The organism is Kineococcus aridisoli, assembly GCF_050871885.1.
Classification (GTDB): domain Bacteria; phylum Actinomycetota; class Actinomycetes; order Actinomycetales; family Kineococcaceae; genus Kineococcus.
In genome coordinates this window covers 1-23,417 of record NZ_JBJLSF010000013.1, presented here as the reverse complement: position 1 = coordinate 23,417, position 23,417 = coordinate 1, and the positions used below count along the sequence as shown (strand labels likewise).

Here is a 23,417-nt window from a genome sequence, read left to right as displayed (position 1 = left end):
CGATCGGGCTCGCCCGGCGGGCCCCGAGGGCCCAGACCGGGGACCGGGCAGGGCACCCGGTCGAGCAGCGCCATCGGCAGGCAGGCTGGGATTTCGGCACGTCGGTGCGTTGCCACAGCCGGGCGAGCTGGCGCCGGGGCAGGCGGTACGCACGGCGCAAGCTGCCCGGCTGCCCGATCCATCACCGTGCGGTGACCGTCCCTCGGCAGCCAGCAGGTAGCCAGCGCCCCTGATCAGCAGAGCGCACTGGAGCGCTGAGGTGCGCACCCGTCGCCTTCAGCGGACCGCCGGGAGGCGACGGACGAGACGGACCCCGGGTTGATGCGCGACCGCGCCTCTTGACGCGCACACAGCCGAGGCTGCCACAGCGTCCATCGCTCCGGGTCCCTGAGCGGACCACTGCATGCAAGCCACCACAGCGTCAAGCCGCACTGCGCCGCCACGGCCTCGCCGGACGCGTGACGGGCCGATGCAGGAGGCGCGTCGCTGCCGACCGCCGGGTCAGCGACCGTGCAGCTTCCGGCCCGCCAGCGCCATCTCCGAAAAATCTTGAACTTCCCTGCTCGCTTCGGTGCATCTAGCCCGCCTGTCTGCCAATGCCTAGAGAGGAACGCCGGGCAGGCCAGGCAGGCAGGGAGGATCGCTGCTTCATGATCAACTATTGAGCCACCACCGGGATTGCGAGCACATGCACCACTCGCAACCCGTACCGCGCGCCACCGCAGAGCACGCACCACTCAGACCCTTCACAAGCCCCATGCGGTGCAGTGAAGGAACACATCAGCTCACGTCACCACCGACAACACAATGCGAAGGACACAATCATGAAGTTGACGATCGGCTCGCCGGACACGACGAGCGCCATCGAGTTCCCACACGAGGGCATCTACGACGCCCGGCTGGACCGCTGCGAGGAGAAGACCATCACCCGCCGCGACGGCTCAATCTGGTCCCTGCTCCAGTGGCAGATGACAGTCATCGGCCCTGATGAGCGCTTCACCGGCCGCAGGGTGCGTGGCACCACCACCGCAGCGCTGCGCCGCTTCGGCTCGGAGGTGGACCGTAGGCTGTTTCGCTGGCTGACCTCGATCTATGGGAACCAGCTGAGCGACGGCATGGTGATCGACACCGACAACCTCGTCGGCCACACCTTCCGCGTGACGATCACCATGGTCCCCGATCGCAAGGACCCCCTGCAGCGGTGGGCTGAGGTGACGGACATCCACGGCGTCAGCCCTGACCCGTCCTTCGCCGATGAGCACAACGGCGAGAGCGCCAGCGACCCCGGCAGCCTCGGCGAGGACCCCTACGGCGTGCCGTTCTGATGCTCGAACGGGTAGCGCCCCGGCGCCCTGCCCGGCGCGCCTACCGCGACGGCTCACCCGCAGCACAGCGCACCACCCGGCACACCCGGCGTTCTCACAGTCGCCGTGTGGGAAACGCACGAGCCAGTGGGCCGAGAACGGCGAACGCGCTCGTCCTGCCGTGGGCAGCCTTGGGCGCGCAGGGCACGGCGAGCACGGCGGGCGTGGAGGGATGCGCTGGGCATGAGTGAGGTGGGAGGGCGGTGGATGTGGCGCGTCGGCGATCAACGGTCGGGGCGGCCGGCGGTCACGCCCCACCGTCAGCCTGCCGATGACGGACCCGTCACGACCATGAGGACGCGCCGCGCCCACCGCGGTAACGCTGAAGCAGAAGAGGAAGGAGCACTTGTGATGTTGGGTTATCGCCGCCGCGCCCGTGCGCTCGCCGTGGGCATCATCGCTTTCATCACGCTGCGGCTGCTGGAGTCGGCCTGGCAGAGCGCCGCAGGCGGCTACCAGTGGACGGTTCCCGCGGCGGGAGCGCTGTGGACGGCTGTCACCTTGCGCTGCCTGTACCGTCCGCAGATCACGTTCAGCGAAGATGACGACCTGGTCGTGGAGCAGCCGTTGTGGCGGACGGTGCTGCCGCCGGGCTCGCTGCTGCGAGCGATGGTGGATGAGCGCTTGCTGCTCTTCACCCGCCGCCAGATGATCGTGGCCTTCGCGTTTCTGCCAGCCTTGCGAGAGCACCGCGACGATCCTGAGCGCGGCGAGATCCTGGAGGTGATCGAGGACTGGCACGCGCGTCACCCCACCTGTGCCGATCCGTTTGAGGTGCAGGAGTACCGCCGCTACCGGCCGCTGCTGGTGGATCTGCTGCTGTGCGCCGTCGGCGCGCACGCGCTGTACGGCTTTGCCTTGCTGGGGCTCACTCCCTGAGCACCATCTTCACGGCCCCGGCCTGAGTGTCTCTTCGTCACGTGAGGCGACCTCCGCCAGCAGTCCTCAGGCATGAACGATGGCAATGGACCGCCAGGACCCAAGGCACCAGAAGCGGCCGATGTCAGTTGCGGGAGCCGGGGACCGATGCGGTGCCAACCCCGGCTCGTCATGCCGATAGCTCTAGTGAAGACACGACGGCCTACCCCGGGCAGGCCAGAACACCCAAGGACAAAAAATCCAACGACAGTCCGCGTTCCGGCGCGGCGAGACTGCAGGAGGGCCAACATGGCTCGCATTCGGCAGATTAGGCCGAGTTTCTTCAGGTCAGTCAAGCTGGCGAAGGTGTCGATGGCAGCGCAGTGGACCTTCTTCGGTCTGCTGACGCAGGCCGACGACGACGGTCGGCTGCGCGACAACGGGTGCCTGCTCAACGCCGACCTGTGGCCACTGCGGCCAGAGCACACGGCGGTCGAGATGGCCCGCGACCTTCGCGAACTCATCGCGGCGGGACTGCTCTGCCGCTACACGGCAGGAAGCGAGAGCCTGCTACACCTGATCGGCTTCCGCAGCTACCAGCGCCCCAACGGGTATACCCCGTCCAAGCGTCCGGCGTGCCCGATCCATCCCTGACCGGCACCGTCTACGCAAATGATGCACCGGAGCTGACCTCCTCGGTAGAGGAAGGGACGGTGAGGAGATCATGCTCACCGTCCCTTCCTCTACCCTCGACAGTCCACCGCTCGACCCCACCGCCGCATCGTTACCACCGCTTCCGCGTCGGCGGCAACGCGGTGGCATGCGCCAGTGCTGCGGAGCCGAAGCAACAGCAGAGCACCGGGACGCGAGCAGTGGGTGCTGACCCACACACGCCCGCGCAACGCCCGGCACTGACGGGAGTCGATTAGCGCATCAGGCAAGTACAACCAGAGGCATTCCGGGCACGGGTGGCACGGTCTGCTGCGACTGGGTAGACCTGCTGCGACCGGGTACAGTATCGACCGCCCCGCCTGGGCGGGGCGACACCGCCTCACCGCGCAGGACACACGTCGGGACGGTCCGCGGGCGGCCAAGTGCTGATCAGGATCCCTTTGTCGACATCTGTCGACACTCGCGTGCATGACGCAGCTGGGCGGGCAGAGACGGTGCCCGATCCTTCACAAGCTACCTGCCGCGACATCGGGTGCCGTGCACGCCTTACGGCTCGTGCGCGACCCGGGATGCAGCGCCACCCACCACTTCTTCTTCACCGAAGGTCACTTGTCGAGGAGGGAAGTACTCATCGCTGGCCGCCAGTGAGGCGCAATGATGGTGCATCGGGCCAGGGCGATGAGGAACATGATGTGCACCGCGGTCTAGTGCTGAAGGAAGTGCTGGGTGATGTCGGGGGCGGGTGAGAGGCTGATGCCAGAAGTTGTTCCCCCGTCCTCAGGAGCAGATATGCCTGTAGTGATCGACCGCCTCGCCCGAGGCCAGGTCGGGCCCCCACGCCCGCTGCTGCGCCCTGACGGCTCCCGGTTTCCCTTGGCCGTGCGCTACGGCGGGAATGGGTGCATCGCCTATGGCGACGTCCCGGCTGATCTTTTGGACGCCCTGATCCCCGGTTACTGCGGTCTGGATGATCAAGCGCGTCTGGTCGCGCGTATCCGCTTGGCTTACCGGGCGGCGGTGGCTGCTCAAGCCCTCGCGCTCGCTGAGGCGTACCCGGAGGAGCTGCAGGCTCTTAGCTCGGAGGAGCGCGCAGCGCTGCTGCGGCCCCAGCACGAGCCGGTGCGGTTGGAGTGGTGGTCCTCGCCGATCCCGCTGGTCCTCGTTGACACTGCGTATGCGCCGGTCACGAGCCTCGACCGGCCAATCAGCACCATCGCGGATGTGGTTGACCCGCCCAACATGATGTGGTTGCGGCCGCAGGATGAATGGGAGCTGCTGGAGAGTCTTGCGCGGTCGGGGTATGTGCAGGGTTTGTACGAGGCTCTGTGATCGGCGCCATCGGTTGAGGTAGTTAATGCGGCGCCGCCGTACCCGTTGGCATTCGACGAGGGTCCACCGTGCGCATCATCGAAAGCACAGCATGACGCAGGCGATGATCACCTGGATGTGGAGGCGGGCAGCACCTCGGGCATGATGAGTGGCAGAGGTGCGGAACTAATCGCACCGCCTAAGGCAGCGCTCCGCGACGTTGTGCTGGTGATAAATCTCTATATCGAACGCCGGCGGCCGTGTGGTGGTCTCGACAGGAAGCGTTGCGTTTACTGCACCGGCAGGCCAGCGGATCTTCTACTCTGGTGTACGCCGCGCTAGACGGCGGCGTACACCAGGCGGGCCAGGAAGCACCGGTCGTCGTGCTGCATGGTCTCGCGCGCCCACAGCTCGGCGGCGATGGTGTTGTCCTGGTCCCAGGCGATGAACGCCTGCACGGCCAGGGCGCCTGCGTGCTCGGCGTCGTTGCGGGTGGCTTCGTCGAGGACGCGGCCCACGCCGTCGATGATGCGGTGGCTGACGTCGGGGTCGGGGTCGGGGTCGGGGCTCCGCTGGCGAGCAGGCGACCGGCGGCGTGGTCGGTGAGGGGGTCGGGGTGGTGGGGTCGCCCTCGGCCCAGCTGCCGCGGCGGACGGCGGAGTCCTCGGGGCTGGGACGCAACGTGGCCCTGTTCAACCGGCTGCGGCTGTGGGCCTACCGGGCACGGCGCCGCTACAGCGACCGCCTGGAGTGGGAGGAGGTCGTCGACGCTTTCGCCCTCAACGTCAACCACGAGTTCGCCATCCCCCTGCCGGCCGCGGAGGTGGCCCAGACTGCGCAGTCCGTTGCACGATGGGTCTGGCGCCGCTCCTTCGACGAGGCTGGCTTCCGCGCGGTGCAGGCCCAGCGCGGCAGCAACGGTGGCAAGAAGGGTGGAGCGAAGGGCGGACGGGCCAACACCCCGGCGCAGCAGGAGCAGCGTCGGCGCAATGCACGTAAGGCTAGTCAGAGCGAGGGCAGCGCGAGCCGCCCGAAGGTGACGATCGCGCAGCTGGCGGAAGGGGTGCTGTGAGCGCGCAGATGCCGGCTCGCCGCAAGGTGACCGCACGAGAGGCTGCGGAGCAGTACGGGATCTCTCAGCGCACCGTGCAACGCATGATTGCTGAACCGCGGCCTGCCTTCCTGAGCCGGGCCGCGGCCCGGCGGGCGCAGGCGGTGCAGCTGCGTACTTCTGGCGCCTCCTACGCCGAGATCGCCGAGGCGATGGGCTGCTCCACCGGCACCGTGGGCCGGCTGCTGCACGATGCCCGCCGCTACGGCGAGATGCCCGAGCCTGGAGCGGACGAGGGACAGCCCGAGGAGCAGGCTGCCTCCTGAGCGTGGAGCTATCGGCGCTTGCGCCCGGTGGCTTGGGAGTCGATCGGTCGGGCGGCGATGGCGGCCACGACCTCCTCATGGCTCAGCTCGGTCAGCAGGCGCTCCAGCGCCAGGCGGACCACCGCAGACTTGCTCACGTCCAGGCGGGGTCGGCGGGTGGTGCCCGCGTACCGGATGGCTTCCAGGGCCGTGTCCGTGTCCTCGTCCAGGTAGACGGCCACCTTGCGAAGCTCACCTGCTGCGACGGGCTTGGTCGGCGCGCTCACCTGCATGGCTGATGCCGGAGTAGGACTGGAGGTGAGGGCGGGACGCTCCTCGGACATGCCGGGGAACTGCTGCTGCCCTTCGGGCACTTCCAGGGGTGCGGTCGTCTCTCGCGCCCCGACAGGGGCGGCCGTTAGGGCCGGGGCGGGGTGCTGCGGGGCCATCGTCCGCCGGCTCCTGGGCGGTGGGGGGCTCTTGCGCTTGGCTCGGCTGGCCAGGGCGTCCAGGCTGTCCAAGCCGTTGGTGGCGCTCACGCGGGGTACCTCTTCACCAGGTCGGCCAGGGAGTGCAGGGCGTCCACGACAGGTTGCAAGGCCTTGGCGGGGCGGTCTTCGGCGGTCATGGCCATGCGCTTGCGGCGCAAGCCCACAGCGGTGACTGCGGGGATGGGCGCGGCCACCCGCACTGGGGTGCCTGCCACCATCTCGCGCAGCTTCTTGCGACTCTGCGCGTCGGGAACACGGGGGACCATGTTGGGCAGCAGTACCAGCGGGTAGTCCGCCATCTCTCGGACCATGCCGGCGGTGGCCTCCAGCTCCTTCACCCGCAGCGGCACTGGGGCGACCACGACGTTGGAGATGGCGCAGGCGCCATCGCTCCAGGCGCTCCAGCCGGGGTGGGTGTCTACCACGACCCACTCGCTGTCCCACTCCCCCGCCCAGCGCTTCACTGCACTGGCCACATCTTCCTAGGACGGCTCCAGGTAGACCAGGTGCGGGTGCCCAGGCACCAGGTCCGGCTTGCCGTGCCCGCGCAGCGGCCGGGGCGTGCGGTCCTTCTCGAAGGCGTCCACCAGCGGTACCGCGGTGCGCTCCTCGTGGCGGTAGCCCCACATGCGAGATGCGCTGCCCTCGTCCCACTCGAAGTCCACCAGCGGCGCCCCCAGCAGGTTCGCCAGCTCGTAGGCCACCGTCGTCTTGCCCACCCCGCCCTTGCGGGAGTGGACCGTCACGATCTTCGCCATGGCGGCACCGTAGACAGGTGAACCTGTCGATGTGGGGATCCAGGAACGGCGTGTCGGGTCAACAAAGCGATCTATCCACCCGTCGATGTGTCGACACATCGACGGGTGGATCAGACTTTAGGAACGCACGCCCCGGCGCCCAGGGCAGCCAGGCCGGTCAGGTCGCCGGCGGCGTAGTCGTATTGCTCGGCGGTCTGCGGGTACATCAGTTGGGTGGGGTCGTCGATGTGGGCGAGTCCCAGCAGGTGGCCCAGCTCGTGCTCGAAGACAGCGCGTACCAGCTCTTGACCGCCGGGGCGGGTGAGGGCGTCAGCGACTTGGGCCGCGTCGACCTGCACGGCACCGGAGACGTACACCGAGACCGGCTCACCGGGCTGGCCGTTGATGCGCTGCCAGGCGGTGGGCTGGGTGGTGGTGATGGCGACGGGTCCCGCTTGGGCGATGACGGTGGCAGCGATGTCGGGAACCTCGGCGGCACTGACGTAGGTGATCAGCACTGGGGCCCAGCGGTCGCCGTAGCGCTCGGGCTGGTAGGGCTCGCGCTGGGCGGAGGGGCCTTCGGTAGTGGCGCCGTCGTCGACGAAGTGCAAACCGGTGGCGGTGCTGACGCGGGCGAGAGCTTGGTGCAGCAGCTCCTGCGCGCCGGCGGGGGCGGCGTCGGGGCGGGTGACGTAGTGGATGGGTCGGCACGGGTCCCAGGCCACCGCGGTGGCGCCGTCAGCTTGGGTGTGCAGCGGTCGCCAAGCGTCACTGCGTTGGAGCAGGGGCGCGGGCTGACCCAGGGGTGCGTCGGCGGACTCATGGCCGGGGGAGGGGGCCTGCCCGGCCCTGGTGGCGGCGGCCGGCCCTGCGACCAGTCCACTGGTGTGCAGCCATGCTGCGCCCGCTACGACGGCGACCACCAGCGCGGCCACTCCCACCCGCCCGCGCAGCCGTGCGGTGAATCGGCGCCGGTACAGGCTGCGGTGGCCTTGCCGGCCACTGCGCCGACCAGGGGCGCCGGCTGCCGTGGCGACGGAGGTGTCGACGAGGTCACCGCGCCAGGTGGGGGCGGTGCTGGAACGGCCGACGGCTTCATCCATTGCCCACTGGGGGATGCGCCCACTGCTTGAGCGGCGCACCGCCGCGCCACGCGGGTCCTGCCCGGCCTCGTGACCATGCCGGTTGGAGTGCCCCTCGTGCACGCTGGCTCACCGCTTTCGATCGCTGCTGCAGCGGCGCCATCACGTACGCAGGTCCGATGCCTAGACCTGCGAGGACAGCGCTCCTGCAGCGCATCGACCCGCGGGGACGCACCCTTGATCGCTTGTCACCCGGATGGCTTCTGCCTGCTCAGGACAAGCCACAGGAACGACACAACCCCGGGGCCGTGGGCCACTCCGGGGCTGTGTCGAGGATTATTTCAACTTTCCGGCTGGATGTCAAGCAGCGTCACGTATGGGGCACCCCGCTCGGCAGCCCTTGAAGGGCTGCCTGTCGCTCCAGCTGGTGTCTCAGAAGCGACCGGTTCTGAGACAGGACGGGAGAGTGGCATTGAAGCTCCGACACGCCGTCTCAGAATCCGTGTACACAACTGGCGTCTCGCCCACGCGACGTCGGTGCTTTCTAGGACCGTCCGGCTGTGCCCGCTCACCTGCTCGGCTACGCCCGCGTCTCGGCCACCGCCCAGGACCCTGCCCTTCAGTACGACGCTCTCACTGCTGCCGACTGCTACCGGGTCTGGACCGACACCGCCTCCGGCGCGCTGACCGCCCGCTCGGCCGCCTCGTACTGCACCTCTTCGGCACGTTGGGGGAGTTCGAGCGTGACCTGCTGCATGAGCGCACCGCTGCCGGCCTGGAAGCGGCCGCGGTGCGCGGCCGACGCGGAGGGCGACCGGTGGTGATGACCCCGGAGAAGCTGGCCGCAGCACGAGCACTACTAGCCGATGGACAGCACTCAGTCACCAAGACCGCCGCCGCGATCGGCGTTTCGCGCGCCACGCTCTACCGGTCACTGACTCAGTCTCACCAATGAGCGAGCATCCTCAACATGTCAGCCAGGATGTGACCATGCGTCCTGCGGTAGGCGCCGCCGTCACTCGGTGACGACGCGGATATCGTTGCGTCAGAACGGTTAGCCACCGGGAGATGAGGAGCTAGCCGTTCGAAGTGCTGCTCGGCTCTTCAGCAGCAACCAGCGGAAGCACCAGGCCATCGGGAATCCGGGTGTCCCTGCTGACCCTGACGGTGTCTAGCTGGCCCTGCGTCAAAGTGAGAGCACCAGTCATGTCGGCAGCCTTCAGCCGAGCACCTTGCAGGCGGGTGGCCGTAAAGTTGGCACCTTGCAGACGGGCCCCTTCCAGGTTGGCACCCTGCAGGTAAGCCACCCCGAGGTCGGCGCCCTCAAGGTGCGCCTGGGCGAAGGAGGCACCCCGCGCCTGAGCCCCCATCAGATCGGCACCTTGTAGGTGTGCCCTCTGCAGAAGCGCACCTTGCAGAACCACCCCGGGCATGTAAGCCCCTTCTAAGTGCGCACCATCCAGCTCCGCATCCCTCAGGTCCGCTCCCTCGAGATCTGCGTCCTCCAGGTGCGCTCCTTCCAAGAAGGCTTTCGGCAGTCGCGCCTCACGCAGGTAGGCACCGCGCAGGTCGGTGCGCGCCAGATCCACGGCCACCTTCAGCTCCGCATCCTCCTCGAAATCGATGTCACGGCGACCGAGGATGGTCAAAGCCGTCTGAACGTCGACCGGAGGCTGGATACGGGGCGTTGCGGTAAGTGTTCCCTGTCTCGAAGACCCCTGTGCTACCCGGGAGCGGACTGGGCGAGGCGCTGTCGGTGTAGCCGACTGGTCCCTTCGCGGCGGCCAGGGGGCGCGGTCACGGACGTAAGCAGCTACGACGTCCATGACAGTGACGTAGTAGCTCAGCGGAACATCGCGCGCAAGCTGTTCCAAGGCGTACAGGCCGCCGACGCGGGCGCTGATCTGCTCGTCGCTGATCAGCTGGACGGCCTTGATGTAGCGGTCGGTGTATTGCGCCTGTCGCGTCAGGTCGGCCGTCCGCGCTGCGGCGAGCTTGTCCGCTTCCAGCTTCTCCTGGTGCTGTCGACCGGCCTCCTCCATGGCTCTGCGGGCCTGCTGCACGCTGCGGTGACCAGCCCAGGCGGTCAGGCCACCGACGACGGCGAGGAAAAGGCCGGCGACCGGGACACGAGCCGCGTTGACGGCGGTGGCCCGCTCGGCCGCGTCCTTGAAGTCACGGCGGTTGAGCACCTCTGGCACCACCCACAACGCCAGCGTGAGCAGGCCAAGAGCGAGCAGGATGAGCAGGATCGCGGCCCAGGTACGGCGAAGAGGCGTGACGGAGAACCAGCGCCCTGGGCGTCCGAAGGGGGATAGCCACGACGGTGGCTGCTTCGCCGACTCCGATCCTGCGTCCGTCACAGACCGCATCATGGCAGCAGCCGGTCGTTTAGTGCTGCACCTCTTCGGAGCGCTGGGCGAGTTTGAGCGCGACCTGTTGCGTGAGCGCTCCGCCGCCGGCTTGTAGGCCGCCGCCCGTGGCCGGCGGGGAGAACGGCCGATGGTAATGACTCCAGCGAAGCTGGCCGCAGCCCGTGCACTGTTGGACGGCGGACAGCACTCAGTAACCGGAGCAGCCGCAATAGGCGTCTTGCGAGCCACGCTCTACCGGTCGCTGACTCAACCTGACCAGTAAAAAAAGGGTTTGGTGCAAAACTGGCGTCGCAGTATGCATGCACCTCCATTAAAATTACCGACTAGGGTATGGAAATGGCTTTTCCTGACCGGATCAATTTCAAGGCGGGCATGAAATCTGCTCATGCATTAGGGGAAGTTATCTCCTTCAAAATTGGGTATCAGAAAATCGGAACCAATAAATTTATCTTGCGCCGCTTTCTACTCCTTTTCAGCTTGCTCGCGGCGAGCTTTGCTTAGTGCGGCACGAGCGGCCGGGCGTCGCTTCTTATTCTCATCTGCCCACTGCGCCCCTAGGGTGAGGACAGCTAAAATTGGCAAAGCGAACAAAAGTAGCACAATCAGGTCTCCGGTCGGCGATGTGACAACTTGAAGCAGTCCCCATCCAATAACTCCAAGAATTACAACTACAATGAATACAAGCATCATTGAAGCGACGTAGTCCAAGGGCACAGCGGAAACGCCATCCGGGCGGTCTGCGTTAACATCTCGATTATCTAAAATTTGGGCTATGCTTACAGCGACCATAGAAAGCGCAAGGCTTCCCCAAATAACTCCAAGTGCATACCATGACGGAATTTCATCATCAGCCCAGATGGCGGCTCCTAAAAACAGCGCTATGCCTGGTATAGCGATCAGGTAGTAAGCGCGAGACGCCCGAGCCGTACCTGCAGGTCGGGGGCGAAGTACATTGATCAACGTGCCAACAGTAACAACAACAACCCACGCCCATGCGCCAAATTCAGGCTTAGCGAGAAGCCATCCCTGAACTCTAATTAACACCCCGAAATACGTCAGGGGCCATACCGATACAGCAACAGTTAACGCAGTTATGACCGCAATCCGCCGAAAAAGAATGCGCTGCGGACGGTCATCTTCTTTCTGCTTGGGCCAGAAAAAAGGCCACGCTTGGAGCGTAAAGGCTAATACGAGGCCAGCGAAACCACCAAACGCTGACCCGTTTCCAATATCTGCAATAAATTCAGGACGCCTGCCGGACATGGTAAGAACTAGCCAATAAATGGTGGCCAAGATTAGCCCCAGCGCACCCGTGTGTAAAGCTTTTTTTCCAGAGTCTTCTACTACATGCTTGTACGCTGGCCACAATACGAGCTTGGCTATAAGGGGAAGCTGACGGCGACGTCCCGCTGCTTGCCATGCATCCTGTTTTCTAAGGGCAAGGTGAGGATCCACACTCTGACAACGAGCCCTAATTTGAATGTGGTAATTTTCTGTTAGTTCTTGCAGTTGCGCTTGCCATGTTGGATTGAAATACACGCCAGTTACATGAGCAATGCGATTTTCGGCGGTTGAAGCCGAAATTCTTTGTTGATCATCATTCTTTGCAGCTTTGCGTAGGCGTCGCACTTGCTCTGCCGTTTCACCATCCAGATCAAACACATCCAAGTCATGGTTACGCTCCAACCAAAAGAGCACAATACGTGAGGTGCCCACTGGAACCAAGGTTTGGCATGTGTCGACTAGAGATATCAGCAGCAAAGTGCACGTAAGAATAAAAAGGGGCGCCACTACCGTGGCGACAAGCTGCCATGTCTCGGCTATTGCCCAACTTTGCTGCATCAAGGCACGCCACCTCCCATACGATTCCGGACCTACGCGCAAATTATGGCAACCCGATGGGCTACACACTTCCTATTGACTAGTTAGAGGCCAGGCAACTAACAACACCACAGCGGTCCTTACGGTGTCGACGCCGATCCCATTGCCCCGCCGAGTCAGCCTGCGTCATCTCCGGTCAGCGAGGTGGCGAGGAGGTAGTTGGGGGAGCGGTCGAGGTGGTGTCGGGAGCGGTCGTAGCGGCGGGTGGTGCGGGGGTCGGCGTGGCCCATCGCGTCTTGGACGTCCTGCAGCGCAGCGCCCAGTCGCAGGTTCTCGGTGGCGTAGGAGTGGCGCAGGCTGTGGGGGGTGACCCCGGCGGGCAGGCCTGCGGTGGAGCAGAGGCGGCGCAGCTGCTCGTAGGCGCTCTTGTACGGGTAGCGGCCGACGCCGTCGGCGGCCAGCAGCAGCGGACCACTGCCTCGTCGGCCGGGGAAGTGGTCGTTTCGCTGGTCGAGGTAGTCGTCGAGGGCACGCACGACCGGCGGTGGCAAGGGGACGCGGGCGGTCTTGCCGCCCTTGCGGGTGATTTTCAGAACGCGGTGGCCGTAGTCGTGGCCGTAGTCGCGCACGTCCGCACCGAGGGCTTCGCTGATGCGCAAGCCACAGAAGGTCAGCAGCGCGACCAAGGCATGGGTACGGACGGAGTGCGCGGCCGCGGCAGTGAGTAGGCGGCGCAGCTCGTCGGCAGTGAGGCCGACGGCTTGGCCCCCGTCGCTGACGCGGGGGCGGCGTACGGAGGCGACGGGGGAGTGGGTGAGGACGCCGGCGTCGTGGATGCCGTAGTCGTAGAAGCCGGACAGCGCCGAGAGCCGGCGGGCGATGGTGGCCGGTGAGACGGGGCGGCCGGTGCGGGGCTGGGGGGTGGTGCTGAGGTGGCGGACCCAGGCGTCGACGTGGAAGCGCTGGGCGGCGAGGGGGTGGACGTCCATTTGCTGGCACCAGGTGGCCCAGGCGGTGAGGTCGCGGCGGTAAGCGGTCTGGGTGTGCCCGCCGTAGCTGAGCAGCCAGGCCGCGGCGAGGCGGTGGAAGGGGTCGTCGCCGGGGGAGCCAGGTAGCCGGTCCAGCGGTAGAGGACGCACCTCAGGTGCGGGCCTGACGATTGACGCGATGACGGAGAGCAGATCAGTCGTCATCAGGTCGTTCCTGGCTCGCCAAGGTGGAGAGGCCAGCTCGAGACATGCGTTGTTCCAAAAGCCAAAGATAGCCCTCAGGATCGATAGAGGCCGATACGCCGCGGATCTCGTCACCACGCCCCTTGGGCATGGGAGCCACCCCATGCCCAGGTGGGGGTGTGTGGCTCGCTGTCCGCTTGATTACGGTGCCCGTAAGCCACTGATCAGCGTCGTTACGAAGCGGACCGATGCAGGCGTCATCAGCTCGCGCTTTGGACTCGTTGAGCCAGAAAGGTTCGCCCGTAGTCAGAATGAGGTCGACATCCACTGCATCACCGGGCTCAGGAGGCGGCGGTGCCGCTACACCGGTGGCGCCTTTTCTTAGGTCCCCGGGTGATGGCGCTGCTGGCAGTCGAGTACATGCGTCCCAGGTCCAGCGCAGCCTTGCTACAAGGATGGTTCCCTCTTCGATCTCCTTGCCAGGGAACCAAATCGGCCAGTCCCCGAACTGAGAAGTTAGGACTTCCTGAGACGGCTCGGCTGCCGCGTCCATCGCGATTTTGAAGCCGCCGCCCGCCGGGTGGCGAGGATCGTCTCCATGCAGACTCAGCTTCAGCTGCTCAAGACCAGGCGCACGTGACTTGAGATAGAAGGATGTCCGATGGGTCCAGATCCGCCATGCATAGCCCATCGGCGGACGACCTTGCCGTCCTACCGTGACGTACATCGGCTTGAGCAGGGGTGCATGCGGATCAAGCAGCTCGGCTGCGATGGGCGAGTCTTGCGGGGAGGCGACCACGATCACGACGCTAGCATTCGCCTCAGACACAGCATTGACCCAAACCCGCAGATAACCTCTTTCACCTGCGGGTGAGCGCAGCCTCAAGGAGCCGCCGACTGCTCGCTCATGTCGCTGACGTGGCGCGTACAGCAGGTGGTCCTCTGCAGATGAAGCGCACACGGTCGCGGCTTAGACAGGAGCTGGCTGGCTGATCACGAGCCTCATAAGCAGCGATGGCTCACACGTGAGGAGCAGTGATGGCTTCCACCCTGCCTTCGTCGGAGACGACGTAGACGTCGATGCCCAGCCTCGCCCTGACCGCCTCGGGTACCCGTAGGGCGTGGGTCCGTGCCGCCTGCGGCACAACCACCGCGTACCTGACGTCCTCACCGACCTGGGGGAGCATCCGGCGCAGCAGCTGCCCGTACATGGTGTCGACATCCAGCCCCGGGGACGTAGTGCGTCCCTTTACCTCCGCATACAGGGTCTGCCCGCCCCGGGTGGCCACCACGTCGCAGAAGTCGACCTCGGTGCTGACCTGCCACCCGGCGTCCTGCAACCACGCACTGAACTGCACGACCACGCGGGCTTCGTCACCCCTCACCGGAGCCACCGACGTGTCATCTCGCCCCTCCACCGGAGTCGTCCTGCACCAGGGTCGACAGGGGCCCGTTCGGCAGCATGATCCACCCTTCCCGCCTGGCGCGCTCCATGTCCTGTTCGGGCGGTGGGTCGCAGCGCCCCAGCGCCGCGGCCCGGGCCGTCAGAGCCGCGACGACGGCGTCCAGGGCGTCGTCGGAGTCATCACACAACGCAGCGTTCGCGCCGAGCTCCAGCCACGGCACCTGGCGGCGCAAGGCGGCCACCAGCTCCTGACGCGCGTGCCGGTTGCCCTCCCGCTTGTACTGGCGATGCGGCAGGCCCCACTGCTTCAGCGAGGCCGCTGGGTATACCTCGGCGACCACGCCGGCGCCGGAGCGGTCCACCGGCCTGCCCGCGGCCGCCAGCCGCTCGAGGATGAGCGCCGCACGCATCGCCGTCAGCCCGATGCGGTCAGCGGCCACACTCAGCGGCGCGTACCCGGCCCGGCGCAGCACCCGGTCGGTCTGCCGGTAGGCCAACCGCCGGCGCAGCTCATCACCGCTCTCCCCACCGGCCAGCTGGAGGCGCCCGGCGGCGTGCGCGCCGATGAAGGCTAGGAAGTCATCGGGCCAGCCCAGCGGGCAGTCGATGCCCACCTTGTCGGCCTCCTGCGCCACCTCGACGATGTCCTCATCGCTGGCGCCCAGCCGCAGCTGCGTCAGCTGCGCACGCCCCGGCTGCCACTGGATGACCGCCAGACCCGTCTTGGCCGGCTGGGTGGCCAGGTCGACACCCGCGGTGATCATCACCTCAGGCTAGGGCCAAGGCCCTTGCCCGCACGAGGCGAGATGGAGTGAGCGGGTCGGGCGGCCGTGGCCGGTGCTGGCTGCTCACGGCGTCCCCAGGCCGACGCGGCGCAGCCGGGCTCGCGCGTTGCGAGCAGCGCGCCAGTCGCTGCTGGTGCCACCGACCGCGATGGGCGGCAGGGTGGGGTCGGCGGGATAGACCAGGCACCCGTGCTTGGTATCCACCATGCGCCACCCGGCGCGCCGGGCAGCGCTGAGCAGTGGCCGGTGCTCACGCCGGTGCTTCACCGCCGCTGCCCCGGCACGGGCATGCCCAGCGCCTGCAGCAGCTGCTCGCGCAGCAGGCCCCGCTCGCGCCGACTGCTGCCGGTCAAGGACGCGGTGAACGCCGTGCCGCTCCGGCGACCACCCTGAGGCTCACCCAGGACGGGGTGAGGGCTCGACGCGCAGGTACTGCCATCGTGAGGGCTGCGCAGGTAGGCGATCATCTGCTCGCGCGGATGGTGCACCACCCGCACGGTGTGCCAGCGCACGGCAAAGACGCCGCCGCGCGGGCAGTAGCGCAGGAACTCGCGCGCGCACTCGTCGAGCACCGCGTGGGTACCGGACAGGTCCGGGCCGGGGGCCGAGCGCACGCGGTCCGGGCCCAGCCAGGCGCGCACCTGCTGGTCGGCGGTGGTGATGAAGATGTAGCCATGCTCGCGGTGCAGCTGCTTCAGCTGACGCGGGTCGGCGCTCAGGACCGGCTTGGAGCGGTAGGAAAGCTGGTGCATCGGGGATTCTCCTCGAGGGGTTGCTGGTCGCCGGTGACCCCGCCGAGCGCGTGCCGGCGGGTGGTGGGCGGGAACGACGAAGAGGACACCACCAGATGCTGGTGGCGCCCTCTTCGCTGGCGAGCTCGCTGCTCGCACGCTCCTTAGGACAAAAAGCCATCCCAAGATGTGGGCTGAACAGGTGATGCCTCGCTAGGCCATGTCTGACGGATCTTTACTTCAGCCAGAGAAGGAGTGAGGCCAGCAGCAGCCCGGCGCGGTAGTGACGGGCGTGCTTGTCGTAGCGGGTGGCGATGCCGCGCCACTGCTTCAGGCGGTTGAAGGCCCGCTCCACGGCGTTGCGCCGACGGTAGACAGCAGCCTCGAAGCGGCAAGGGCGTCCGTCGGCGCTTCCACGAGCGCGGCGGTTGGCGAGCTGGTCGGCGCGTTCGGGGATCGTGGCGGCGATGCCGCGGACGGCGAGCAGGCGACGGTTGGCGCGCGAGCTGTAGCCCTTGTCGGCGACCACCTGCTCAGGGCGTGTGCGCGGTCGGCCCGACCGCTGCGGAAGACGCGGATTTCGCCCAGCACGGTGGCGAGCATGGTGGTGTCGTTGACGTTTCCAGCCGTCAGCACGATCGCCAGCGGCCTGCCCAGCCCGTCGACGGCCAGGTGCGTCTTGGTGGTCAGCCCACCGCGGGAGCGGCCGATCGCGTGGTCCGTTGGCTCTTTCGAGCCTCGTCCGCACCAACCGAGCCCCCGGGGGTGTGCTCCGGCTGATGTTGGCGCCGTGCTGGTGCACACGTACCAGCGTGGAGTTCGCCGCGACCAGCCAGTCCAGTTCCCCGGCAGCGTCGGCATCTGCCTGCACCGCTTCGAGCAGCCGCTGCCACGTGCTATCCGCAACCCACCGGTGCGGGTACCTCCCGCGCAGCGAGGGACAGGCGGTAGTAGGCGGTCTGCCAGGGCCCGTACCGCTGGGGCAGCTCCCGCCAGGGCGAGCCGGTGCGGTACTTCCATGCGATGGCTTCGATCACCTGTCGGTGATCTCGCCACCGCCCACCGCGCTGCGGCTTCGTCGAGGGCAGCAGCGACTCGATGCGCGTCCAGGTGGCGTGGGTGAGCACCTCGGTCTGTGCCACGTCGACCAGTGAACCGCGCTACCCCATGATTTACCAGACATGGCCTAGTGGTGCGCCGCTCCGTGTGGGTGTGCGGCCTGCGCCTCAAGGCCGGCGGCACCGCTCCTACTCAGTCATCGGGTCCATGGACGTGTGATTCCCCGAATGCTTCACCTGCATGGGCAGTCGATGCCTTTGGTTCACCCGTTGAGAGCACCCTGTGGATCCGCGCGTTGCTGATGTTCACCTGTCGAGGAGGTGAGTGGTGTGGTGATGACAGTGCCGATAGCGATGGCGATGGCATAGAACACGGCAGGAATGCCTCGGCTACTCGGCTCAAGGCAGGGCCGGCGCCTTGAAGATTTGCCGCTGGTGCCAGCGCAGGTGCTCCGCCGCCGGCGGCACCCGCCCAGGGCGATCCAACGCCAGCGGGCGCTGGTGCAGCTCGTAGACGCTGCGGGTGGCGGCGGAGCGGGCGGTGAAGGCGGCGGAGACCTGCACCCGCAGCTGAGTCGTCAGGCCCAGCACGCCGCGGTCGAAGAGCTTGTCATGCAGGCCGCACAGTGCCAGGCCGCCCTCGGCCTCGTCCGGGCCGGAGAACTGAAACCAGCGCACGTGTGCGCAGCTTCCAGGCCGAGGGGGGTGTGCAGCAGCTGCCCGTCGAAGCCGCAGAAGGCGCACGAGCGGTCCCACGCGGTCAGCACCTCCCGGCGCCAGGCGGCGCTGCGCCCCCGCTCGGTGGGGGAGCGGCGCGCGTCGTCGGCCAGCACCCCAGCCCTACCAGGTGCGCCAAGGGTGGCAGGGATGCTGTCCGTGCCGACGCGCTCGTCGAGCTGCGGCAGCTGAAGGGTGTCCGCATCCAGGCCGATGGCGGCTAGGACGTCGGGTGCGACGGTGGGCGCGATGTTGGTGCCGGCCAGCTCGTGCACGGCTTGCAGCGCCACGTGAGGGTGCGCCAGCAGCCACGCCTGCAGCGCGGGTTCGAGCCGGCCGACGACGGCGTGCTCCTCCAGCGGCTTGACGCGGTCCATGGGCACGTCGGGGGTGAGGGTCCACAAGCCGTCCGAGCGCAGCCGGGTGAAGGGGTAGGCCGCCGACTGCACGGGGGTGGTCTTGCTGGTGGGGCCGAACTCGGTGATCAGGGCGGCCAGCTCCCGGCGTGCTTCCAGCCAGGTGAGGGCGCTGGTGCCGGTGCTCAGCAGCCGGGCCAGGGCGAGCATGAGCAGCAGCGGCTTGTGCGGGGCGCGCAGGCCGTTCTGCTGGTACTGGCGCAGCGTCAGCAGCCGCTGCAGCGCCGCCGGCTGCCCTGGCCCTGGTGCGGAGGGCCCTGGTGCGGGGTGCTGGGCAGGTGGCTGCGGGCTCACTCGCACACCGTGCCGTCGCCGTCGGCGTCGCGGTAGAAGCCGTACTCGGGGTCCCGTCCCTGGACGTAAGGCCCGTAGCCGGCGGCGTTGGCGGCCTTGCAGGTGCCGAAGTCTGGATCCGTCCTCGCGCCCGCCACAGGTGCGGGGTCAGCGGGTGCGGGGTCAGCGGGTGCGGGGTCAGCGGGTGCGGGGTCAGCGGGTGCGGGGTCAGCAGGTGCGGGGTCAGCAGGCGCGGCGGGTGCCGGCGCGGCGGGTGCCGGCGCGGCGGGTGCCGGCGCGGCGGGTGCCGGCGCGGCGGGTGCCGGGGCTGCGGGTGTCGGGGCTGCTGGTGCCGGGGGAGCCGGTGCTGGTGCTGCGCTGCCCCCGCCGCTGGCCGGCGCCGCGGCCGGGTCGGTAGGCACCGGCTGCTTGGGGCACGTGCTCAGCACGGCGGTGATGGCGTCGCGCTCAGCGGCGGTGACCCACAGCCCCCAGGTGGCCTTGATCGCCACCTGCCGGGCGACGTAGGTGCAGCGGTAGGCGCGGTTGGGCGGCAGCCAGGTGGCCGCATCTGCATCGCTCTTCTGCCCGTTGAGGGGTCCGTCGACGGCCAGCAGCTCCAGGCCGTCGTTGGCGAAGGCGACCCGCTTGGCCTCATCCCACTGCTGGGCGCCCTTCTGCCAGGCGTCGGAGAGGGCCACGACGTGGTCGATCTGCACCGCGGAGGAGGTGTCCTGCCCCCGGGTGAAGGCGATGGTGGTGCCGCTGTAGGGGTCGGCGAGGGTGCCGGAGGCGACGACGCACTCGCGGGTGCCGGGCTTGAGAGTTTCGCCGGTGAGGTCGCGGGCCAGGACGTCGTTGCGGGTGTCGCAGCCGTTGTGGTCGACATCGACCCAGCCGTCGCCGAACTGCTCGCGGCTGTAGCCGGTCTTGGGTGCCCGGCCCTTGACCTGCAGAGTGCCCAGCACCGCCAAGGCGGTCTGCGCCTGCGTACCGTCCGCTGGTGCTGCTGGGCGGCCGGCGGCGGGTGCGGCGCTCGTGGGTGGCTCGCTGGAGGCAGCAGAGGCGTCCGGGGTAGAAGTGGCTGGCGGGGTGCCGGCCGGCGAGCTCGCGTTGCCTGGGGTGGTGGCGGGGGAGTTAGCGCGGGAGCTGCCCTCGGTCGTGGAGGTGCTCAGGGTGCACCCGGCGAGCAGGGTCACCGCCATGGCGGCAGCTGCGGCCGTAGCGCCCACGCGGCGGCCGGGGGAGGGCCACATCGTCACCCCTCCACTCTGACAGGCTGACGCCGACAGCAACGGCGGCCCGGTGTCGCCGCCACCCGGCCGCGCAGGCGAGCGAACTGGGACCGGCCGAGCAGACGGTGCTAACCATGGACCGTCGGCACGGCGGAAGGTCATCGGCGCAGCGACGCGTCACCCCCTCGCGGTTCGTCCTGTCGCCTGCTCACAGTTACACCAGATCACCTCAGCTCAGGTGACTGACCCGCAAGGGTGACAACCGCCCCAGGCGGGCCGTTGAGCTGCGGGATCTGTGCCTCATGAAGGTTGCCCCCAGGCAAGCTGTACCCATGCGGTGCTCTCGAGGTGTCTTGGTCAGCGTTCTCAGTGCTGTGCTGGTGACTCCGCTAGGGGCCACGAGCGCTGCTGCCGCTGTGGATACGACGGCTCCGATGCTGGATGCCTTCACCCGCACCTCGCCCGCCAACCTCATCGCAGGCCAGCCGCTGCGCGTCGACTTCACCGCCCATGACGCCGGCGCCGGCATCCAGAGCGTCGTGTTCACCTACGAAGGCCCCACCGGCCAGTGGTACCAGGCGTTCGCTCGGTTCGATCCTGCGCACCAAAACTTCACCAGCTGGGCCACGTCCACGACCTCGACGGCAACCTGGCCCAGCGGCAACTACAAGCTGGTCAACATCATCCTCACCGACGCCAACCCAGCCAACAACGTCACCGGCTACCTGCGCGACGGCTCCGTGACCCTCAGCCCGTCCGGCGCCAGCGGCCCCGCCACCGGCCCCTCCCTGGCCAGCGGGGACTTCACCCTCACCAATTCCAACGTTGTGGATACGACGGCTCCGACGCTGGATGCCTTCACCCGCACCTCGCCCGCCAACCTCATCGCAGGCCAGCCGCTGCGCGTCGACTTCACCGCCCATGACGCCGGCGCCGGCATCCAGAGCGTCGTGTTCACCTACGAAGGCCCCACCGGCCAGTGGTACCAGGCGTTCGCCCGGTTCGATCCTGCGCACCAGAACTTCACCAGCTGGGCCACGTCCACGACCTCGACGGCAACCTGGCCCAGCGGCAACTACAAGCTGGTCAACATCATCCTCACCGACGCCAACCCAGCCAACAACGTCACCGGCTACCTGCGCGACGGCTCCGTGACCCTCAGCCCGTCCGGCGCCAGCGGCCCCGCCACCGGCCCCTCCCTGGCCAGCGGAGACTTCACCCTCACCACCACTCCGGTCCCCACACCTGATCCAATTTCGACGTCGACTCCGATGCCGACGCCGACTCCCACGCCAACACCAACGCCCACGTCACCGGGCCCGCCCGGCGCAGAGCCGTCCATCGCGCCCGCCCTGCCGCGGGCCAGCGGCGTGACCCGCCTGGGCGGCGCTGACCGCTACGCCACCGCCGCCGCAGCCTCACGCGCCAGCTTCCCCGGCACCGCCAACGACGTCTTCATCGTCACCGGCTCCAACTGGCCGGACGCGCTGTCCGCGGGGCCAGCGGCAGCGAAGCTGAACGCGCCGATCCTGCCCGTGGAAACCGGATCAGTGCCAGCGTCGATCAGCGCGGAGCTGAGCCGCTTGCGGCCTCGCCGCGTCTGGGTCATCGGCGGCTCAACGACCATCAGTGACATGGTGCTGCAGCAGCTGCGCGATCGTGGCCTGCAGGTGACTCGCATCAGCGGCGAAGACCGGTACGCCACCGCTGCCGCCGTCGCCGATCGATTCCTCCCCGACGCCGCTGGCGCGTACTACACCTCCGGCAGCACCTACGCCGACGCCCTGGCCGGCGGCGCCGCTGCGGCTCACCGCGGCTGGCCGCTGCTGCTTACCGCTCCCGACTACATTCCCTCCGTCACCCCGCGCATCGGAGGCGAGCGCATCGTGCTGGGTGGACCCGCAGCGGTCAGCGAGGGAGTGCAAGCGTCGCTCGGCGCCCGCCGCGTCGCCGGCGCCGACCGGTACGCCACGGCCGCGGCAGTGGCCCGAGATGCCTTCCCCACCTCCCAGGTGGTCTACCTGGCGACGGGAGCCAACTTCCCCGATGCACTGGCCGGCACCCCGGTCGCAGCCCGCGACGGCGCGCCGCTGCTGCTGAGCGCCAGGGACTGCACACCGTCGCCCACCAGCCAGGCGGTCACCGACCTAAAGTCGCGGAGCATCCTCGTCCTGGGCAGCACCGCGGCCATCAGCGACAGCGCCGCCGCTCTGAGCTCCTGCTGAGGGCGGTGGGGGTGGTGCGCGCATCCGGGTGAGCCGCTCGCAAGTGCTGCGAGCGGTGGGAGCGGCCGTGGACAGGACGGCATGGACGGCACGGCAGGTGCGTGTCAGCAAGGTTCCACGTGGGTGTCTTGCAGCCTGTATCCGGTTCACCAGCGCTACGCTCCGAACCCGACCGAACGTGTGTGGAGGCTCTCCCATGGGCGTGATGACGCGCCGTTTCCTGGCTGCCGGCTTGAGCGCAGCAGCCCTGCTGGCCGCAGCGGGCACCGCTCAGGCCACCCCCTACCCCGGCCCCAACGGCGTCAAGGACGTGCGCGGGGCCATCGAGCAAGAGTGGCTGCGCCTGCAGGCCGGCACCGGCTTCAAGCCCGGCGCTCCGCTCAGCGATGAACTGCCCACCGCAGGCGCGGTCGGGGCCTTCAACACCTTCCAGAACGGGGTCATCTACTGGTCCCCGGGAACCGGTGCCCACGAGGTGCACGGCGCCTTCTACGGCTACTGGGCCGGCCAAGGATGGGAGCGCGGCCCGCTGGGCTACCCGCTGACCAACGAGCAGCCCGCAGCGGCCGGTGGCGTCTTCCAGGTCTTCCAGGGCGGCACCCTGTACTGGAGCCCGGCCACCGGCGCGCACAAGGTGTCCGGCTCCTTCTACCAGCTGTGGGCCTCCCTGGGCTTCGAGCGCTCCTTCCTGGGCTTTCCCACCGGTGAAGAGCTGCCCGCGGCCGGTGGTGTCTTCCAGCGCTTCCAGGGCGGCACCCTGTACTGGTCGCCGGCCACCGGTGCGCACAGCGTCTCGGGGGCCTTCTACAGCTACTGGGCCGCCCGCGGCTGGGAGCGCAGCACGCTGGGGTACCCCACCAGCCAGGAGCTGGCCAGCGCCAACGGGGTGTACCAGAACTTCCAGGGCGGCACCCTGACGTGGACGCGCGCCGGGGGTGTGGTGCGCCAGTCCAAGGCCTTCTACGCCAACTGCACCGACGTGTGGAACACCATCGGCTCGCCGTTGTACGCCGGTCAGCAGGGCTACAGCCGTGACCTGGACCGCGACGGTGACGGTGTGGCCTGTGAGGTCGACCCCCGCTGAGCCGGCACTGCTGAGGCGGCACTGCTGAGCCGCCCCCGCTGAGGCGCCGGGGCTGATGAACCGCGGCCACCCCACGCACGCGGAGAAGAGCGGGGAATGCCGGGCTGATGCCGGTGCTTGTAGAGGGTGATCGATCCACTGCATGTCCCCGGGCCTCACCTTCCGCCACTTCGAGTGGCCACTCGCCGAGAGGCGACTGCCGGGTCGATCAGCACGCGCGTGCAGCAGACGGCCGCCGGGTCCTCGACCCGG

23 protein-coding genes and 2 pseudogenes are annotated in these 23,417 nt (G+C 68.1%); 10 read left to right on the top strand and 15 right to left on the bottom strand.

The features are described 5' to 3' along the window. Positions 1 to 824 precede the first annotated feature (824 nt). The 4 genes from ACRYM2_RS05815 to ACRYM2_RS05800 all read left to right on the top strand — a co-directional run bounded on the left by ACRYM2_RS05815 (position 825) and on the right by ACRYM2_RS05800 (position 4,223). Positions 825 to 1,325, top strand: a complete 501-nt coding sequence (locus tag ACRYM2_RS05815) for a hypothetical protein (protein ID WP_432520598.1) — start codon at positions 825 to 827, stop codon at positions 1,323 to 1,325. A gap of 390 nt (positions 1,326 to 1,715) precedes the next feature. Next, positions 1,716 to 2,243: a hypothetical protein gene (locus tag ACRYM2_RS05810; protein WP_432520597.1), complete on the top strand. Its 528-nt coding sequence runs from the start codon at positions 1,716 to 1,718 to the stop codon at positions 2,241 to 2,243. Positions 2,244 to 2,588: 345 nt separating this feature from the next. Beyond that, positions 2,589 to 2,876 carry a hypothetical protein gene (locus ACRYM2_RS05805; RefSeq protein ID WP_432520596.1) on the top strand — a complete coding sequence of 96 codons (288 nt, stop codon included), beginning with the start codon at positions 2,589 to 2,591 and terminating at the stop codon, positions 2,874 to 2,876. Positions 2,877 to 3,692: 816 nt separating this feature from the next. After that, complete coding sequence (locus tag ACRYM2_RS05800) at positions 3,693 to 4,223, top strand: hypothetical protein (protein ID WP_432520595.1); 531 nt, start codon at positions 3,693 to 3,695, stop codon at positions 4,221 to 4,223. Between the two features lie 317 nt (positions 4,224 to 4,540). On the opposite strand, the gene ACRYM2_RS05795 is transcribed toward ACRYM2_RS05800, so the two are convergent. Next, positions 4,541 to 4,720: a hypothetical protein gene (locus ACRYM2_RS05795; protein ID WP_432520593.1), complete on the bottom strand. Its 180-nt coding sequence runs from the start codon at positions 4,718 to 4,720 to the stop codon at positions 4,541 to 4,543. A 101-nt stretch (positions 4,721 to 4,821) separates the two neighbouring features. On the opposite strand from ACRYM2_RS05795, the gene ACRYM2_RS05790 reads away from it, so the two are divergent. Together ACRYM2_RS05790 and ACRYM2_RS05785 are read left to right on the top strand one after the other, a co-directional pair. Then, positions 4,822 to 5,274 carry a primase C-terminal domain-containing protein gene (locus ACRYM2_RS05790; RefSeq protein WP_432520592.1) on the top strand — a complete coding sequence of 151 codons (453 nt, stop codon included), beginning with the start codon at positions 4,822 to 4,824 and terminating at the stop codon, positions 5,272 to 5,274. Positions 5,275 to 5,357: 83 nt separating this feature from the next. Next, the gene (locus ACRYM2_RS05785) at positions 5,358 to 5,579 is read left to right on the top strand and encodes an RNA polymerase sigma factor (RefSeq protein WP_432520590.1); all 222 of its coding nucleotides are present in this window, start codon (positions 5,358 to 5,360) and stop codon (positions 5,577 to 5,579) included. A gap of 8 nt (positions 5,580 to 5,587) precedes the next feature. On the opposite strand, the gene ACRYM2_RS05780 is transcribed toward ACRYM2_RS05785, so the two are convergent. The 4 genes from ACRYM2_RS05780 to ACRYM2_RS05765 form a co-directional block, all read right to left on the bottom strand. Further along, complete coding sequence (locus ACRYM2_RS05780) at positions 5,588 to 6,097, bottom strand: hypothetical protein (RefSeq protein WP_432520589.1); 510 nt, start codon at positions 6,095 to 6,097, stop codon at positions 5,588 to 5,590. Then, the gene (locus ACRYM2_RS05775; RefSeq protein WP_432520587.1) at positions 6,094 to 6,474 is read right to left on the bottom strand and encodes a P-loop NTPase family protein; all 381 of its coding nucleotides are present in this window, start codon (positions 6,472 to 6,474) and stop codon (positions 6,094 to 6,096) included. The genes ACRYM2_RS05780 and ACRYM2_RS05775 overlap by 4 nt, the downstream gene beginning before the upstream one ends. A 57-nt stretch (positions 6,475 to 6,531) precedes the next feature. Continuing rightward, positions 6,532 to 6,807 (bottom strand): ParA family protein, encoded by a 276-nt coding sequence (locus tag ACRYM2_RS05770; protein WP_432520585.1) that lies wholly within the window; start codon positions 6,805 to 6,807, stop codon positions 6,532 to 6,534. A gap of 110 nt (positions 6,808 to 6,917) precedes the next feature. Next, positions 6,918 to 7,991, bottom strand: a complete 1,074-nt coding sequence (locus ACRYM2_RS05765; RefSeq protein WP_432520584.1) for a matrixin family metalloprotease — start codon at positions 7,989 to 7,991, stop codon at positions 6,918 to 6,920. A gap of 437 nt (positions 7,992 to 8,428) precedes the next feature. On the opposite strand from ACRYM2_RS05765, the gene ACRYM2_RS05760 reads away from it, so the two are divergent. Beyond that, complete coding sequence (locus ACRYM2_RS05760) at positions 8,429 to 8,692, top strand: recombinase family protein (RefSeq protein ID WP_432520582.1); 264 nt, start codon at positions 8,429 to 8,431, stop codon at positions 8,690 to 8,692. Continuing rightward, complete coding sequence (locus tag ACRYM2_RS05755; protein WP_432520581.1) at positions 8,596 to 8,823, top strand: helix-turn-helix domain-containing protein; 228 nt, start codon at positions 8,596 to 8,598, stop codon at positions 8,821 to 8,823. The genes ACRYM2_RS05760 and ACRYM2_RS05755 overlap by 97 nt, the downstream gene beginning before the upstream one ends. Before the next feature lie 121 nt (positions 8,824 to 8,944). On the opposite strand, the gene ACRYM2_RS05750 is transcribed toward ACRYM2_RS05755, so the two are convergent. The 10 genes and pseudogenes from ACRYM2_RS05750 to ACRYM2_RS05705 all read right to left on the bottom strand — a co-directional run bounded on the left by ACRYM2_RS05750 (position 8,945) and on the right by ACRYM2_RS05705 (position 19,589). Then, positions 8,945 to 10,231, bottom strand: coding sequence for a pentapeptide repeat-containing protein (locus tag ACRYM2_RS05750; RefSeq protein ID WP_432520580.1), 1,287 nt, complete (start codon positions 10,229 to 10,231; stop codon positions 8,945 to 8,947). A gap of 474 nt (positions 10,232 to 10,705) precedes the next feature. Next, positions 10,706 to 11,941, bottom strand: a complete 1,236-nt coding sequence (locus tag ACRYM2_RS05745) for a hypothetical protein (protein WP_432520579.1) — start codon at positions 11,939 to 11,941, stop codon at positions 10,706 to 10,708. Between the two features lie 299 nt (positions 11,942 to 12,240). Then, a complete protein-coding gene (locus ACRYM2_RS05740) occupies positions 12,241 to 13,257 on the bottom strand; it encodes a tyrosine-type recombinase/integrase (RefSeq protein WP_432520578.1) in 1,017 nt (338 codons plus the stop codon). After that, positions 13,247 to 14,041 (bottom strand): hypothetical protein, encoded by a 795-nt coding sequence (locus ACRYM2_RS05735; protein ID WP_432520577.1) that lies wholly within the window; start codon positions 14,039 to 14,041, stop codon positions 13,247 to 13,249. The genes ACRYM2_RS05740 and ACRYM2_RS05735 overlap by 11 nt, the downstream gene beginning before the upstream one ends. Before the next feature lie 214 nt (positions 14,042 to 14,255). Next, positions 14,256 to 14,600 carry a hypothetical protein gene (locus ACRYM2_RS05730; RefSeq protein WP_432520575.1) on the bottom strand — a complete coding sequence of 115 codons (345 nt, stop codon included), beginning with the start codon at positions 14,598 to 14,600 and terminating at the stop codon, positions 14,256 to 14,258. Positions 14,601 to 14,637: 37 nt separating this feature from the next. Next, positions 14,638 to 15,405, bottom strand: a complete 768-nt coding sequence (locus ACRYM2_RS05725; protein ID WP_432520574.1) for a DUF429 domain-containing protein — start codon at positions 15,403 to 15,405, stop codon at positions 14,638 to 14,640. Between the two features lie 284 nt (positions 15,406 to 15,689). Continuing rightward, complete coding sequence (locus tag ACRYM2_RS05720; protein WP_432520572.1) at positions 15,690 to 16,178, bottom strand: hypothetical protein; 489 nt, start codon at positions 16,176 to 16,178, stop codon at positions 15,690 to 15,692. A gap of 214 nt (positions 16,179 to 16,392) precedes the next feature. Beyond that, positions 16,393 to 17,299, bottom strand: a pseudogene (locus tag ACRYM2_RS05715) (IS5 family transposase). Positions 17,300 to 17,614: 315 nt separating this feature from the next. Next, positions 17,615 to 18,570: pseudogene (locus ACRYM2_RS05710) on the bottom strand (phosphorothioated DNA-binding restriction endonuclease). A gap of 68 nt (positions 18,571 to 18,638) precedes the next feature. Beyond that, the gene (locus tag ACRYM2_RS05705; RefSeq protein ID WP_432520570.1) at positions 18,639 to 19,589 is read right to left on the bottom strand and encodes a GmrSD restriction endonuclease domain-containing protein; all 951 of its coding nucleotides are present in this window, start codon (positions 19,587 to 19,589) and stop codon (positions 18,639 to 18,641) included. A gap of 701 nt (positions 19,590 to 20,290) precedes the next feature. Here ACRYM2_RS05705 and ACRYM2_RS05700 point away from each other — a divergent pair. Continuing rightward, positions 20,291 to 22,081: a cell wall-binding repeat-containing protein gene (locus ACRYM2_RS05700; RefSeq protein WP_432520569.1), complete on the top strand. Its 1,791-nt coding sequence runs from the start codon at positions 20,291 to 20,293 to the stop codon at positions 22,079 to 22,081. A gap of 232 nt (positions 22,082 to 22,313) precedes the next feature. Next, positions 22,314 to 23,165: an excalibur calcium-binding domain-containing protein gene (locus tag ACRYM2_RS05695; RefSeq protein WP_432520567.1), complete on the top strand. Its 852-nt coding sequence runs from the start codon at positions 22,314 to 22,316 to the stop codon at positions 23,163 to 23,165. Positions 23,166 to 23,417 lie beyond the last annotated feature (252 nt).